Origin of the sequence: Haloterrigena gelatinilytica (assembly GCF_013342145.1) — an archaeon.
GTDB classification, from domain to species: Archaea; Halobacteriota; Halobacteria; order Halobacteriales; family Natrialbaceae; genus Haloterrigena; species Haloterrigena gelatinilytica.
On sequence record NZ_JABUQZ010000001.1, the window covers coordinates 3,016,827 to 3,030,747 of the forward strand.

Consider the following 13,921-nt stretch of genomic DNA (forward strand, 5'->3'; position numbering starts at 1 on the left):
CGACGAATAGACGACAAACAGATGGGCAACAAGAACAAGACGATCTCGTTTCGAGTAAACGAGGACGCGTTCGAGGCGCTCCAGGATATCGCCGAAGAGCGCGACATCTCGTTGTCCGCCGTCTTCCGGGACTACGTCGACCGGCTGGTCGAACACGACGGGCAGGTCGAGGTCGTCCCCGAGGACGACCTCGAGGCGATGGGGAGCGACGACGGCGAGCAGACGTTCCCGCCGACCGTCGAGGTTCCCAAGAGCTTCATCCGCGAACACGAACGCCTCGAACTCGAGGCCGAACACCTCCGAGAGCAACTCGACGAGTACAAGGGCTACGTCAACGAGTTGCAGGACCGACTCGAGGACGAGGAGGACGAGATCTTGCTGCTCGACGATTTAGACGAGGAAGACGAATCGTACCAGTTGCGATAGTCGGCGCTCGGAGCAGACTGAACTGATTTCTGCGGTGGCGCGCGCCAGGGAGGGGCGAAGCGCGCGCCGGGGAGGGGCGAACGAAATGTGAGCCCCACCCCGATGTCGTGTGAGGGATGAGTGAGCGAGCAGCGCGAGCGAACGAGTCGGCTGGGGAGGGTGTGGCGTTCCCCGTTGCCAAGATGAGCAGAACGTTGCTCTAGTAAACGACCTTCGCGACAACAGAGCGTACAGCGCTGAGAACGATCGACCGTACTACCGGGCGAGATTCTGCTTCGCCTGCCGAATCTCGTCGTGTTTCTCGCTCTCGCCGTCGACCCGCGCCAGCCCCTCGGCCGCCTCGAGCGTGCGGACGCCGTTGTCCAGAAACGAGAGGACGTCGCCGGGGTAGGCGTAGACCATGTAGTCGTCGGTCATCACGTCGACGATCGCGTCCGGGCCCAGCCCCTGTGCGCGCAACTCGAGGAGGTACCGGATGAACTTCCGTTCCGGGCAGCCGCAGTAGGGGTTGTTGTCGCAGCTACAGTCCAGGAAGTCCTCTGTGAAATCGAGGACGCGATCCCGGGTCGCGTCGTCTAACTTCTCGAGGCCCTGGCCCTGAAAGAGCATGTCCAGCGTCGCCCCCTTGAACGCGCCCTTCGGGATGTTCGTCTCGAGCTGGGAGCTGAGCTGCCGGTGGTTTTTGACGTAGATTTTGTCGGTGATGGCCACGCGTTGGCGGCCCTAGCGGCGCTGGGCCGAAAAACGTCCCGGTCCGCGTCGCCCGCCGACGAGTGTCCCGGAATCACGCGGTACTGTCTCGCACAGTGGCGTACTCGAGTCGTAACGTATTTCAGTTGGACCGGCCGTAACTGATTGTGTAAGCGTGTCCGGGTTGGGGTAGTGGTTATCCTTCAGCCTTGTGGAGGCTGAGACGCGGGTTCGATTCTCGCACCCGGACTTTTTCACGACGACCATCGGGAGGAGTGGAAAAGCCGGACGGCGAGATCGAACCACGCGAGACGAACGAAGTGAGTCTCGCAGTCGGGTTCGATTCTCGCACTCGGACCTTTTCGCGACGAATAAATCCGCCAGCGGCGCAAATCCGACCGAGAATCAAATCGCGAGATCTGACACATCTCCACTGCAGGTGCGAAGAGTAGGAGAGAACGTCGCCACAGGTTGAATACCCCCGCCGCCGTCCGTTCGAACGATGACGGCCACCGACGGTCCGTTCGAGTGCGACACCTGTGACGCCGACGTTCGATTCGAGGCGGCCCGCCGGACGAAAACGATGGGCGGACTCGATCCGACGACGTGGCAGACCCTCTGTTGTCCCCACTGCGGCTCGCGACTGAAGACGGTCTACGTCGGCGACTGATCGGCCGCTCGAGTCAGGGATTCCAGACCTGAGCGTCCGAGGACGATGCGGAAATCCGAGCACCGCCTCGAGTGACCCGTTCGGCGGCGTGTTCATGCGTCCGCGTTTAGGACGGCGGTCGCGTACGAACCCGCATGGCCGATGCCGGACTCGGACGGACCGTCGACGAGCCCGCGCGGAACGCGGCGCTGGCCTGGATCGTCACGCTCGCGCTCGTCGCCTTCGCGATCGACCACGGCCTCGCCGAGTCGTACCGCTGGTTCGCCTTCACCGGCTTCGCGGTCGCGATCGTGGTGCTGCCCGTCGCCGCGTTCCGCGATCCGCTCGCGATGCCGCCGTGGGAGCTGCTGGCGCTGGTCGCCGTTCCCGTCGTCGACGCGACGCTGTTCGGTCAATCTCCGCTGACGACGGTCGCGACCTACGTCGCCGTCGCCGCGGTCGCGCTCGTCGCGACCGTGGAGATCGATCGGTTCACGGCCGTGCGAATGAACCACACGTTCGCGATCGTCCTGGTCGTGCTCACGACGCTGGCGGTCGCCGGAACGTGGAACGTCGCCCAGTGGCTGGCCGACGTGACCCTCGGCACCGACTACGTCCTCGACGGTCGCTCGCAGGACGCCGCCAACCGCGCGCTGATGATCGACTTCGCGTACGCGGCCCTGGCCGGACTCCTCGCGAGCGTCGTCTTCGGGCGCTATTTTTCGTACGCGCCGAACGACACCGATCGGACGCGAGCGTACGCTCCGGACGACGACGCGCCGGACGAAGAACCCGATCCGGTCCCGAGTCTGATTCGCGATCGGTTGGACGTCCCCGACCGAACCGTCACGATTCTCTCGCGAACGATGCAGGTCGCCCTCGCCGTCCTCCTGCTGTACGGGTTCGTCACGCGGGACCTGACGACGGTCTCCAACAGCGCCATCGCGCTCGGGATCACGTTCCTCCCCGCGGCCTTCGAACGGGACCGGCGACTGCCCCTCGAGCCGGGACTGGTCTTCTGGCTCACGGCGGCGGTGTTCCTCCACGCGCTCGGCTCCGCGGGCCTCTATAGCTTCATCGGCCCGTGGGACAGCCTGACCCACACCGTCTCGGCGTCGATCGTCGCCGCGGCCGGCTACGCCGTCGTCCGGGCGATCGACCTCCACACCGACGAGATCTACTTCCCGCCGCGGATGCTGATCGCCTTCATTCTCGTGTTCGTGCTGGCCTTCGGCGTTCTCTGGGAACTCATGGAGTTCGCGCTCGACTGGAGCGCACAGCGACTCGGCCTCAGCGCGGTCGTCGCCCAGCACGGCCTCGACGACACGATCGTCGATCTCTTCTACGACGTCGTCGGCGCCGGCGTCGCCGCGATCTGGGGCTCGTTCTACCTCACCGAACTTTCGAATCGCATCGCTAGCCAACTCGAGAGTTGAACCAATCGGCTACTGAGCCACCGCTCGAGAGACCCCCGATGCTCGACGGCGTTCCGAGGCTACGCCGACTCCTCGAGCTCGTCTCGCTCGGCGCGCTCGATCGGATACCGCCGGCCGTCGGCGAGCTCCGCGAGCGCCTCGTCGCCGACCGACTCGACGTCGGCCAGCAGCCCCTCCTCGAACTCGGCGACGAGTTGGTAGGTCAGTTTACCGTCGTCGGTGACGCCCGCCGGGAGGACCTCCTCGCGAAGCCGCTCGGCGAGGGCGTCGCGCTCGTCCAGTCGCCCCTCGGCCTCGTCGAAGTGGTCGATCCCGCGGCCGACCGCGTGGTGAAACTCCACGAGCGCGCCGTGGGCCCGGCGCAGTTCCTCGAGGCCGCGTTCGATCTCCTCGAGAGCTACTCGCTCGTCCTCGGTCGCATCGTCCAGCGCAGTTCGGTCGCCCATATCGGCTCTCGAACGTCCGCTCCGGTAGGCGTGGGGCCTGAACTGGACGGGCGGAAAACCCAGCGCTTCAGTCGGCCGCGTCGGTCAGTCGCTGCACCTCATCCTCGGACAGCGACAGCTGCGAGGCCGCGACGTTCGACTCGAGGTGGTCGGGATCGGACGTGCCCGGAATCGGCAGAATGACCTCCGAGCGCTCGAGGAGCCACGCCAGGGCGACCTGTCGGCGCGTCGCGTCGTGTTCGTCGGCGATCTCGTCTAAGAGGTCGCCGTGCTCGTCGACGTCGTCGCCGTTGATCGGCGCCCACGGGATGAAGCCGATCCCCTCCTCGGTACAGAGCTCGAGGGCGTCGGCGGCCCCGCGGTCGCCGACGTTGTACCGGTTCTGGACCGTCGCGATCTCGACCTGTTCGCGGGCCTGATCGATGTGTTCCGGCGAGACGTTGCTGAGCCCCACCTCGTCGACGAGCCCCTCGTCTTTGAGTTCGGCGAAGGCCGCCACGGAGTCCTCGAACGGCGTGTCGTCGTCGGGACGGTGGAACTGGTAGAGGTCGATGGTGTCCGTCTGTAGGCGATCGAGCGAGGTGAGCACCTGATTGCGGATGTAGTCGGGGTCGCCGTGGGCGATCCAGTCGCCCTCGCGGTTGCGCAGCAGACCGGCCTTGGTCGCGACCAGCACGTCGTCGCGGTCGCCGATCGCCTCGCCGATGAGCCGTTCGCTGACGGCCGGGCCGTAGGAGTCGGCCGTGTCGATGAGGTCGACGCCGCAGTCGACGGCGTGTCGGACGACCTCGCGTGCGGTGTCCTCGTCGTCCGGCGCGCCGATGATGTCCTCGCCGGTGATCCGCATCGCACCGAACCCGAGCCGGTGGACGGTTCTGTCGCCGATCTCGAACGTGTCGCTCTCGTTGGTGATCGTCTCGTCGCTCATGGTCGTACCGACAGCGGCCCGCCTCTTGAGACGTTGGCTTGCCCGAACGGCATGCCGGTTCTGCGATCGCACGGAGTCTACTGGCCGCTCCACCTATTCCTATCGGCACGCGGGTTCGTCACTCCCGCTCGCCTTGCCTCTCCCCGACGTCGGACCGCTCGGGCAGCGGACATCGGCGGTACTAACGGCGAGTACGGCGGACGGCGACCGCGTCGTCAGCCGTACACGCGCTCCGCGAAGAGCAAGGCGACCAGGCCGAAGATGATGATCGTGTACGAGACCGCGGCGAAGAGGGCGTCCTGCGCGGTCGCGTACTCGTCCGTCCGGAAGATGATCGCCTTCCGGACCATCGCGATCACGCCGGTGTAGATGACGAGCCTGACGATCTGGCGGGTTTCGCTCTCCTGCGTGTAGGCGATGACCGTGTGATAGACTTCGACGATGATCAACAGCAAGAGGCCGGTATCGATGAACCCGATGACGACGAGCGGATCGGTGATGGTCCGCGCTCGAATCGACTGCACGATCTGCAGCGTCAGGTCGATGACGCCGATCGCGAAGAGGATCGCGAACACCCAGGCCGCGATCAGTTCGACGAACCGAATGAACCGATCCGCGGCCGCGGCGATCCGATCGGATCCGGCGACGGTTTCCGGACTGCTGCCCGGCGGGTCCGGTGGCTGGGAGTCGTCGTCGGCCATGATGCGATCGAACCGTCGGTCCGTTCCGGACATCGACTCGAACGCGGATAAACGTTCGACGTCGCGCCCATCGGTCCGGTCGGCGGACGGCGTTCGATCCGCAGGCGTCACGCGTGCAGTTATGGTTCCGCCGGTCATCGCGCCGGTATGAGCGTCACTCGCGACGCGATCCTCGATTGCATCGGGACGATCCCCGACCGCCCCGATCCGGCCGTCGAAACCGTTTCGACCACGGCCGCCGACGGGTTCGAGCGCCGACTCGTCGAGTACGACGTCGAACCGGGGAGCGAATCCGTGCGTACCTGCTCGTCCCCGACGACGTTAATGCCGATGACGAGCACCCCGGCGTCCTCGCCGTCCACCCTCATGCGGGTGAGTTTACCGTCGGTAAGTCCGATCCGGCCGGGCTGAGCGAGACGGCCGCGTACCACTACAATGATGATCAGGTCTCAGCCGAGGAATCACGGAGAAATTGCCATACAGCGCTACTGGCCTGCGAATGTAGACCGAGTAGAACCGGATGCCGCCTCCCGGATTGTGAACTACGCCGGAGAACCTGCGCGAAGCGCAGAACCTCCGTCTAGTTCAAATCCATCCGGATCGCCTTCTGGATTCTAACGTGGCTCGCTACGCTCGCCGGTTAGAATCACAGAAGTGCCGCCTCCCGGATTTGAACGCGGGAGACGGCATCGACTTCGTCGCGTAGCTTTCCCCGTACTGTGCTACGGCGGCGCACCTGAACCTCGGGGTGAGTCGGGCGTTTCGGTGGTTAAAATGAACACGGACGAACTGCAACCTATCACCCCGGAACGTGCGAAGGAAATGTACCTCGAAGCACGCAAGCATGAGGTATCCCAATCGACTCTCGACGGCTACCACTACCGGCTCAAACACTTCATCAGGTGGTGTAACGAGGTCGCGGACATCGACAACATGAACGATCTTACGGGGCGCAAACTCCAAGCGTTCCGGACGTGGCGTCGGGACGACGGTGATCTCAAGCCGGTCACCTTGGAAGGGAATCTCGACGCACTACGGGTCTTCATCCGATGGTGTGAATCGATCGACGCTGTCCATCAGGGACTCCATGAGAAGATCATCATGCCGAAGCTCTCGAAGGAAGACGAGCAAAGCGAGAGTATCCTCGAACTGGAAGAGGCTGAAGCGGTGTTGGAGTACCTTCGCCAGTTCGAGTATGCCACCCGCGAACATGTCATCATCGAAGTCCTCTGGCACACCGGGATGCGACTCGGAGCCTTCAACTCGATTGATCTGGGGGACTACGATTCGGAGCGCGAAACGTTGGAGATTCGCCACCGTCCGGAAACGGGAACTGCCCTCAAGAACGGAAAGGAAGGGGAGCGGTTAGTCGCGCTTAGTTCGACTATGTGTAGCGCCTTGGACGCATATATCGAACACAACCGCCACGATGTGCGAGACGATGCTGGACGGGAGCCGCTATTGACGAGTCGTTACGGACGCATAGCAGGGTCGTGTATCCGTGACGCCGTTTACAAGGTTACCCGCCCTTGCTATTACACCAACCAGTGTCCACTTGGCCGCGACATCGACACCTGCGAGGGGACACACTACGACGGGTACAGCAAGTGCCCCAGTAGCGTCTCACCGCATGCTATCCGGCGCGGAAGTATCACACATCATCTTTCCGAGGACGTTCCTGAAAAGGTCGTGAGCGATCGTATGAACGTCGGACCGGACGTCCTCGACAAGCACTATGATAAGCGAACGAAAGAGCAAAAGGTCGAACAACGCCGGGGGTATCTCGGGAATATCTGAACGCTGGTTAGTCAAAGGATTCGAAGGTTCCCTGATAGCTATCATCATCAGCTAAGTCCTTGATAGCCCGTTGACAGCGGTCCATGAAAGCATCACTCGTATTAACAAAATATTGCCTGTCGCTATCTTCTAATTTTCTCATATGTCTATTTCCATTCTTAGCTGCGAATTCTGAAAGAGCGACATCGATTTTATCAATTATCTCTTGTTTTTCTGATCCACTTAGATCGTTCCAAAAATCCTCATAGATTTTTTCAGCAATATGGTAGGCGTCAGTCGTTGCACCGCCCTCAAATGTTTCAGAACAAAGCTTTTGATAAACCTTCTCTGCTACTAACGCCGGGTGATCGTCTCCAAGAATAGGAATAAAATGGCTTGGGAAGTAATCTATCGTAGATGAAGATACCTGGCGATCAAGAGCAGTATCGTCAAAGGTATTGATCTTCTCCAGTGTTTTGGTGTGTTTATCGTAAAGAAGCGCTGGGGAGTCGATATCCAGATCATCTACATCCGACTCGATATCATCCAGACCAAAATACACTATCTGATGTCCCATACCCCCATTGGTAACAGCATGGCTAAATTCGGTTCTTAGGTTATCGAGATCGATATCATCTAACTTGGAAACAGTGGAATTCGTCAGTTCTTCTGGCTCACATTCAAAAACGAGAACGTATCGTTGGGACGCAAATATGATATCCGTCTTCACTCGATCACCGTTTGCGTTTAGAAACGAAGGGGAAATATTCTCTTCCTCGTATCCAGCATCTTTCAGGAATGAGGGATAATCAACTACTCCATTAGCAAATCCAATAGCCATATTAATCAAACGCGTGCGGTCAGACAATGATACCATGATCTATACCTACCAATTCTGCTCTGGAATCAAAATAGTGTTGGATAATGGAATATAGTCGGAGAACTACGTTCCCGCAACTGCCCTCGGGAAGGTAGACTCGGATCCATTCAGAGCTAACTTCCAGATTGACTTCATCACCAGTATGTTGGTCTACACCGGACACTCGATAGTAATCATCACCGATCTTATTATATACACCCCACAATCTGAACGGCTTTTTCGAGGTGAGTATTGTATCAAAGAAGTCCTCAAAATCAGTTATCTCGCGGTCTAAATTGATGGTCAAGGGGCTTCCACTGATTTTTGAACTGGATTCTCCCGTACCACGCGAGATACTATACTCTTCTTCAATGATCTGTAGAAGTTCATGATATCGCTCCTTCACTATATTTAATTGATAAAAGTGACCGTCTACTGAATCGCCTCTTGCTGTGAATTTACCCTGGTTAGTGATATCTTCTAAAACTACTTCTCCATCACCAACTTCGCGGCGAATTCCAATATTTGAGAGCGATGTAGATGAACCAATAGTTTCGTCGTCCGATAATTTGTCTAATACTTCTTGAGCTGTTCCACCCCACAAACGCATCGACATTCCGGATATTTGTCCGCTTGAACTGTTATTCCCAAGATTCCCAAATTCGTCTTCAAACTTGAGGGAAAAGCTTCGGAAATTATTCTCTTCCCCAAGTGTTCTTAAAAATTGGTTTGATAGCCATGGGAAGTCCAATTTGGTATATCGTGGGAAAACGACCTTCTCAATGAATCTGTCACTAACTCTCGATTTAGCAAGTGTATGTATCGACCAAAAGCGGTCATCTAATTTGTCCAGATAAAACCTCTCCGTGCTTTCCGAGCCGTTTCTAACTTTGAGGTTCACAAACCCCTTATCCTCGGTAGGGACTGTCTCAACAGAATACTTATCTGTACCTACAATGTTCGATGAAAAATCATCTCGGTCTGATTCGATCAGGTACGACTTTAGATAGGTTTTGTCCTCATCCAATCGTTGGTCTTCCCGAATATCCTCATAAGATGCCGCCATTCGGTTCTGAAGGACTTCCTTCAGTTCCTTCCGCGAGTTGATGACGGCAGTGGCCATTATAGGCACTATTTCAATCGCACAGACATAAGGATTCATGGTTTGCAGCGAAAGTGAAACTGAGGGTAGGAAATAGAGAGGTCCAAGTGAGAAAGAAATTTTGATATGACAGTATTAGCAATAGTGAGTGAACTTGAATAGTAATCCTGTTCCAGAAGATCGGTGCGGGGTTGAATTTGAATGGAATGACGATGTAGTTCTAACCTCTGCGGATATTGAAGTAGTTGAGGGGGAGGTCACCGGAGTTGATTTTGATGATTTCGCAATACGTAACCAATCTTGTCATAGAAAAACAGCTCCAAGCAAAGATCGGTGTAAATGGCATTCTCGATCTTACTCGGAAATAGAGTCGGAACTTCTTCAGAAAGAAGAGGAGTGGGTAGATGGTATAATACCAGGGGTTCGATTCAATAATATAACTGAAACTGATCTTTCTGAATTCGTGCTTCCCTTTAGTCGATTCGAAGGAAACATTAATAATATTGATTTCAGTAGATCGGTCTTAGCATATTCTGATTTCTCAGGAGCAACAATAGAGGGTGTAAACTTCACAGAAAGCCATTTAGAAGAATCGCTGTTCATTGAATCAAAGATAGATCTAAACCGTGACTGGGGAAACCGAACCCAATTCCGGGAGTGCATGCTTAATGGGGTGAATTTTTCAGGAGCAAGCTTCAATGAGCCAGTTTTCTCCGGATCTGAACTTGATGTGAATACGACCTTCGATGACGACCAAAAGCTTTCCGGCGCAGACTTCAGTGGTTGCGATTTAAGCGATACAGACTTTTCTAATACGGTAATCCGGAAGTGCGATTTCAAAAACACCAATCTCAATGACGCGGATTTCTCCAAAGCCACTTTAGACAAATCATCATTCATCAATGCAAATTGTTTGGGTGCAGTGTTTAGAGAGGCATATCTGGAAGGTGCAAAGATGGATAGTGCCAATCTTAAATCAGCTAATTTCGAAAAAGCAGAGATAGATTCAGTTGATTTTTCTGATAGCCAAATCAATCATCAGACAGAGTTTGGGACAAAGACGATATACGAGATTAAGAAAGAATCAGAGACATCCTTTGAAAAAGAGGCGGGTCGTAGCCTAAAGGCAATTTGGTCCTATCGGGCCCTACAGAGGTTGTATCGAGAGAATGCATTGCTGGAAGGTGCCAGTCATTTTTATAAGAAGGAAAAAGACCTAAGGCGAAGACAGCATCGACGGGAAATCACTGGTGATGTGAACAGAAATGTTCTAAATGAATACCCACCACAAAGCGCTATCCCATACCGCGTAGGAATCATATTCAATTATATTAAAGCAGAAGCATCCAGGCTTTCAATTCGGTATGGTGAAAGTCCATTTCAATTAATCCTCTTTTCTGGAGCTATAGTCTTTTTATTCGGGATCTTCTATCCGGTATTCGGGATTAAGTCTGATGAGGGAATAATAAGATATTCCCTTTCCACAAGTAACAGCGGTACATATAATATAATACAGCAGCTATCGTATTTCGCTGATATCCTTCATTTTAGCTTCTTCACCTTTGCCCGAACAGGAATAAGAGAAGCACAGCCAGTCGGATTTAGTCAATTTCTTGCAGCTGTTCAATCAGTAGCTGGAGCGATTGTTATTGCGTTAGCGGTATTCGTGTTAACTCGCCGGGCAACTTCGTAAAAGAGGTAGATATACGAACTCTCTCCTTAATCATCCCCATCAACGTAGGTATATTTAGAGAGTCTAACATAGGGGGCGGGGAAAGAATGTTGGCGATACGGAATCAATAGGTATTCATGGTCGAAAAACCAGACTTGAGCGACGTCAAGCTTCCTGAAGACGAAGATGACGTGGTGGATATGGTGGCAGAAACTCATGGCCAGGAGTGGGCCGAAGAGCATCGTGAATTGTTGGTGGCTCAAGCCGAATTGATTGGAGACTTGTGATTGAAAGAGCCTATTTGCTTATCGGTTAGCTTATAAAGTATTAAAACACGGGGCAAACATCACGGAACAGAATTCCGGAATAGAACTTCTATAGAAGAACCCCGAGAGGGAGAGCGAGGCTCCGAGAAAAGATCGGTCACCCAAGAGTCTATCCTGTTCCGATGGGATCGATCGTTCGAAACGGGTCCCATGTTGGGGTTTCCATTCCAGATGGCCTATCAATCCTTGACCCCGGTTTTACCCTATTTTGGGGGTCCTTTTGAACTGCGAGATACACGCAAAGAGTGTTAAACCAATTTTAGGAATTCGGGATTATACTCTTATATTAATTATATTATTTGGGAGTGGTGCGAGATTTCAGCCTCAATGTCTCTTACCATATTACTATTGCTGTAAGAGGCATTGAGGTTGAGTCAGACAATCCACGAATACTCGTTGGGTTGACGACCGTCTGTGATGTGCTTGTCAATCCATCCTTGGTCTATTAGCTGGTTTCTCGCCCGACGTACGGTGTTTTCTGAAACACCGACTTCGAACTGGATATCGTCCATCTTTACACGGGTACCGTTTTGGTCCCGAAGATACCGTGCTACCGCTCTTTGACCGTTCGCGTTCTCGGGAAGGATCTGCGTTGGGGATGCCCGAGTAACGAGTCGGCTATCTTGGAGCCACTTGGGGACAGCGGTTGTATTCAGAATGACGACGCCGTTTGGGTTGGCAAATCGAGTCGCCCACTTCGCCACGCGCGATTCGCTGAATTGATGCCGGATTGTATCACCGACCTGTCCAAACGATCCCTGTTGATCCGGAGAGTCGGGAATGGACTCCCCTGCGAGCGCCCCCCAAAGTTGGAACTCTTCGTTCCGAGGACGTGGTGACCCGTTGAGGACGACGAGCGGGGCATTGTCGGTAATGATCGAACCGCCACGGCGATACCCAATGCCGTCCTTGGCATCGGTATTGAGTAAAGGGGGCTGTTTCGACCGATAGCGTCCGAAAGCATTCTTAGTACTGACAATGAAGGGGCGTTTTCCGAACTCGGCTGTTGCCCATACGGCGATACTCGCGTCCCGTCCTGGTGTTACGTTGTTTCCTTCGTAGGGTTTCCGACTTGTTGCTGTCTGAATTACATCAACGTCCGTCTCTTTAGAGAGAAATTCGACAATTTCGTTGTCAGAATACACGCGTTGGTGACTGAAGTTCACCCCGTAGTAGGTTCCCCACATCCACGGTGTCGGATCTATGTTGAACGCGACGACGCTCTTAGCTTTGGTGAAATTTGGTACGTCGAGAGCGTAGATCGTATCGTCTACGGGTGTCTCGCCGGGATGTCGAACTACTCGCGTTCGGTAGTAATCGACACCACCAGCTTTGAAGGGGTCACGACCTATCGGCGGACGATTGGTGGGGTATTTCTTTCCATGTTTGCCTTCCTGGTGGTGGAAAGATGTTTCCCACCCATTGTCAAGTTCCTCGGTGTGTAGTAATCCGAAGACGATTTGCGGCGCTAAATGGTGTCCACTCTCGTCAATTGCATATCCGAACTCTTCGTCGTGCGTAGACGGGTCGATTGTCCCATTCTCGTAGTCCCGTATGGACGGCGAACGGTTTGTGTCCCGGTTTTGAACAAAATCGCAGTATCCGGTGAATTTGGTATTTTTATTGAGGTATGAATCCAGCGCCTGTGATGGGTTCTCGATTTCAGTAATATAGGCATCTCCGCGAAGGGAACAAGTGAAAACAACACGGTCTTCAAGCAAATTGCCCATATAGGCGTGTCGTGGATTTGCGAGAACAACTTGTTCAGTGAAATTCGGACGATTCCAATCGGTGAATCGACAGTTTGGACAACACGGTAAGTCTCGGGTCAGATGAAGCAAACCGAGAGGTAGATCTTCTGTGGCACTCTTCAGTTGCTCTTCAACGGTATCTCCATAGTCCCCGACGTATGAAGGACACTTATCATATGGCGAACTTATTTCACGCGTCGATAGATTTCGCTTCTGACAACGCCGCTTCATCCTATTCAATTGGGAATTGGTGGGTGCAATGAAGACGATATTTAGGTCGTGAGCGGCAACAAGTTCAGGAATGAGTTGTTCTGGGTGAACCGTTGGAACTGGCTGAACAAGACAATCCTCGCCGCGCTGTGGCCCTCGAAGAAGGAGTTCTTTCGTCTTCCTAATGGCGTATCTTCGGCTGATTCGACTGTTCGATAGGCTCTTACCAGTTGGACTTGTAGGTAACATTGTCTGGGGTCTACTCGACACCCGGCGTTCATCGGAAAGGGAACCCTTGGCAAACTTCCCTTTCAGTTCCTTCCTATCGGATTTCCCTCATAGTGATGTGACCAGGAGTCGTTACCTCATCTTAATATCTCCGCGACCATAAGCAAAACGCTGAATCGGGAGATAATAGGGGTATTAGGGGCTGAAGGTCGGAAATCCCATTCCAAAATAGGGGATGTGTGGTCAAAATATTTCGAGGTATTCTTCGACAACCTCATGCTCGTCGGTCAGGTCAAAGAGGTCGTAGACTGCCACGTCGATCTCGGCTTCAAGTCATCGGTATTTGTTGCGGCCACTTCTTCATGATCGACTTCGAGACGGGACAGTAATTCCTCAACGCCGTCGTCACTTCGGGAATGGGCGTCTCTTCACCACTCTTCACATTGCGACCGTCTACGGTAGCGTGAACGTATTCCGATTGACGTTTTGATTGTCAATCGTCGCGGGTTAGTTCGTTCTCGGGCTGACTCCGATCTATGGTGGTCACACCAACGAGTCGATTCCGCCAGAGCACCGCATCAATGACTACCTCGTCCATGCCATCAGTGTCGGTACCGATAGTTGAGCCCCCACAGTCATCACACCATATGCGCCGGATGACCCACCCGTCGGCAACGCAGTGGGTTGCATGAGCGATCACTTTGTTGCCCGTCCGGATACC

At 54.9% G+C, this 13,921-nt stretch carries 14 protein-coding genes and 1 tRNA gene; 8 read left to right on the forward strand and 7 right to left on the reverse strand.

From position 1 onward, the window contains the following. Window positions 1–21 precede the first annotated feature (21 nt). Window positions 22–426, forward strand: coding sequence for a CopG family transcriptional regulator (locus HTZ84_RS15035; RefSeq protein WP_174681431.1), 405 nt, complete (start codon window positions 22–24; stop codon window positions 424–426). 255 nt (window positions 427–681) lie between these two features. Here the strand turns inward: HTZ84_RS15035 and HTZ84_RS15040 are convergent, their stop codons facing one another. Continuing rightward, on the reverse strand, window positions 682–1,137 hold the full coding sequence (locus tag HTZ84_RS15040; protein ID WP_174681432.1) for a DUF5814 domain-containing protein: 456 nt from the start codon (window positions 1,135–1,137) through the stop codon (window positions 682–684). A 157-nt stretch (window positions 1,138–1,294) separates the two neighbouring features. Here HTZ84_RS15040 and HTZ84_RS15045 point away from each other — a divergent pair. The 3 genes from HTZ84_RS15045 (at window position 1,295) to HTZ84_RS15055 (ending at window position 3,201) form a co-directional block, all read left to right on the forward strand. Next, window positions 1,295–1,366 (forward strand) — tRNA-His (locus tag HTZ84_RS15045). 252 nt (window positions 1,367–1,618) lie between these two features. Continuing rightward, window positions 1,619–1,786 (forward strand): hypothetical protein, encoded by a 168-nt coding sequence (locus tag HTZ84_RS15050; RefSeq protein ID WP_174681433.1) that lies wholly within the window; start codon window positions 1,619–1,621, stop codon window positions 1,784–1,786. A gap of 134 nt (window positions 1,787–1,920) precedes the next feature. Further along, the gene (locus tag HTZ84_RS15055; RefSeq protein ID WP_174681434.1) at window positions 1,921–3,201 is read left to right on the forward strand and encodes a hypothetical protein; all 1,281 of its coding nucleotides are present in this window, start codon (window positions 1,921–1,923) and stop codon (window positions 3,199–3,201) included. Between the two features lie 59 nt (window positions 3,202–3,260). Here the strand turns inward: HTZ84_RS15055 and HTZ84_RS15060 are convergent, their stop codons facing one another. From HTZ84_RS15060 to HTZ84_RS15070, 3 genes are all read right to left on the reverse strand, one after another. After that, window positions 3,261–3,647, reverse strand: coding sequence for a hypothetical protein (locus HTZ84_RS15060; protein ID WP_174681435.1), 387 nt, complete (start codon window positions 3,645–3,647; stop codon window positions 3,261–3,263). 67 nt (window positions 3,648–3,714) lie between these two features. Further along, a complete protein-coding gene (locus tag HTZ84_RS15065; protein WP_174681436.1) occupies window positions 3,715–4,575 on the reverse strand; it encodes an aldo/keto reductase in 861 nt (286 codons plus the stop codon). Window positions 4,576–4,790: 215 nt separating this feature from the next. Next, on the reverse strand, window positions 4,791–5,276 hold the full coding sequence (locus tag HTZ84_RS15070) for a phosphate-starvation-inducible PsiE family protein (protein ID WP_174682597.1): 486 nt from the start codon (window positions 5,274–5,276) through the stop codon (window positions 4,791–4,793). A gap of 147 nt (window positions 5,277–5,423) precedes the next feature. Here HTZ84_RS15070 and HTZ84_RS15075 point away from each other — a divergent pair, with 147 nt between their 5' ends. Together HTZ84_RS15075 and HTZ84_RS15080 are read left to right on the forward strand one after the other, a co-directional pair. Next, window positions 5,424–5,687: a hypothetical protein gene (locus HTZ84_RS15075; RefSeq protein ID WP_254611763.1), complete on the forward strand. Its 264-nt coding sequence runs from the start codon at window positions 5,424–5,426 to the stop codon at window positions 5,685–5,687. 363 nt (window positions 5,688–6,050) lie between these two features. Beyond that, window positions 6,051–7,073: a tyrosine-type recombinase/integrase gene (locus HTZ84_RS15080; protein ID WP_174681437.1), complete on the forward strand. Its 1,023-nt coding sequence runs from the start codon at window positions 6,051–6,053 to the stop codon at window positions 7,071–7,073. A gap of 7 nt (window positions 7,074–7,080) precedes the next feature. Here HTZ84_RS15080 and HTZ84_RS15085 read toward each other — a convergent pair whose 3' ends face one another. Both HTZ84_RS15085 and HTZ84_RS15090 read right to left on the reverse strand, forming a co-directional pair. After that, on the reverse strand, window positions 7,081–7,893 hold the full coding sequence (locus HTZ84_RS15085; RefSeq protein WP_174681438.1) for a hypothetical protein: 813 nt from the start codon (window positions 7,891–7,893) through the stop codon (window positions 7,081–7,083). A gap of 19 nt (window positions 7,894–7,912) precedes the next feature. Beyond that, the gene (locus HTZ84_RS15090; protein WP_174681439.1) at window positions 7,913–9,034 is read right to left on the reverse strand and encodes a hypothetical protein; all 1,122 of its coding nucleotides are present in this window, start codon (window positions 9,032–9,034) and stop codon (window positions 7,913–7,915) included. Between the two features lie 127 nt (window positions 9,035–9,161). On the opposite strand from HTZ84_RS15090, the gene HTZ84_RS15095 reads away from it, so the two are divergent. Further along, complete coding sequence (locus tag HTZ84_RS15095; RefSeq protein WP_174681440.1) at window positions 9,162–10,706, forward strand: pentapeptide repeat-containing protein; 1,545 nt, start codon at window positions 9,162–9,164, stop codon at window positions 10,704–10,706. Between the two features lie 116 nt (window positions 10,707–10,822). Then, a complete protein-coding gene (locus HTZ84_RS15100; RefSeq protein ID WP_174681441.1) occupies window positions 10,823–10,972 on the forward strand; it encodes a hypothetical protein in 150 nt (49 codons plus the stop codon). A gap of 413 nt (window positions 10,973–11,385) precedes the next feature. Here HTZ84_RS15100 and HTZ84_RS15105 read toward each other — a convergent pair whose 3' ends face one another. Next, on the reverse strand, window positions 11,386–12,741 hold the full coding sequence (locus HTZ84_RS15105; protein WP_174681442.1) for a helix-turn-helix domain-containing protein: 1,356 nt from the start codon (window positions 12,739–12,741) through the stop codon (window positions 11,386–11,388). Between the last annotated feature and the right edge of the window lie 1,180 nt (window positions 12,742–13,921).

What these genes read in the sequence shown, in the direction of transcription:
- HTZ84_RS15085 (WP_174681438.1), bottom strand. Translation starts at nt 7,893, where the DNA reads ATGGCTATTGGATTTGCTAATGGAGTAGTTGATTATCCCTCATTCCTG.
- HTZ84_RS15090 (WP_174681439.1), bottom strand. Translation starts at nt 9,034, where the DNA reads ATGGCCACTGCCGTCATCAACTCGCGGAAGGAACTGAAGGAAGTCCTT.
- HTZ84_RS15075 (WP_254611763.1), top strand. Translation starts at nt 5,424, where the DNA reads ATGAGCGTCACTCGCGACGCGATCCTCGATTGCATCGGGACGATCCCC.
- HTZ84_RS15055 (WP_174681434.1), top strand. Translation starts at nt 1,921, where the DNA reads ATGGCCGATGCCGGACTCGGACGGACCGTCGACGAGCCCGCGCGGAAC.
- HTZ84_RS15065 (WP_174681436.1), bottom strand. Translation starts at nt 4,575, where the DNA reads ATGAGCGACGAGACGATCACCAACGAGAGCGACACGTTCGAGATCGGC.
- HTZ84_RS15070 (WP_174682597.1), bottom strand. Translation starts at nt 5,276, where the DNA reads ATGGCCGACGACGACTCCCAGCCACCGGACCCGCCGGGCAGCAGTCCG.
- HTZ84_RS15050 (WP_174681433.1), top strand. Translation starts at nt 1,619, where the DNA reads ATGACGGCCACCGACGGTCCGTTCGAGTGCGACACCTGTGACGCCGAC.
- HTZ84_RS15060 (WP_174681435.1), bottom strand. Translation starts at nt 3,647, where the DNA reads ATGGGCGACCGAACTGCGCTGGACGATGCGACCGAGGACGAGCGAGTA.
- HTZ84_RS15100 (WP_174681441.1), top strand. Translation starts at nt 10,823, where the DNA reads ATGGTCGAAAAACCAGACTTGAGCGACGTCAAGCTTCCTGAAGACGAA.
- HTZ84_RS15105 (WP_174681442.1), bottom strand. Translation starts at nt 12,741, where the DNA reads ATGGGCAATTTGCTTGAAGACCGTGTTGTTTTCACTTGTTCCCTTCGC.
- HTZ84_RS15080 (WP_174681437.1), top strand. Translation starts at nt 6,051, where the DNA reads ATGAACACGGACGAACTGCAACCTATCACCCCGGAACGTGCGAAGGAA.
- HTZ84_RS15035 (WP_174681431.1), top strand. Translation starts at nt 22, where the DNA reads ATGGGCAACAAGAACAAGACGATCTCGTTTCGAGTAAACGAGGACGCG.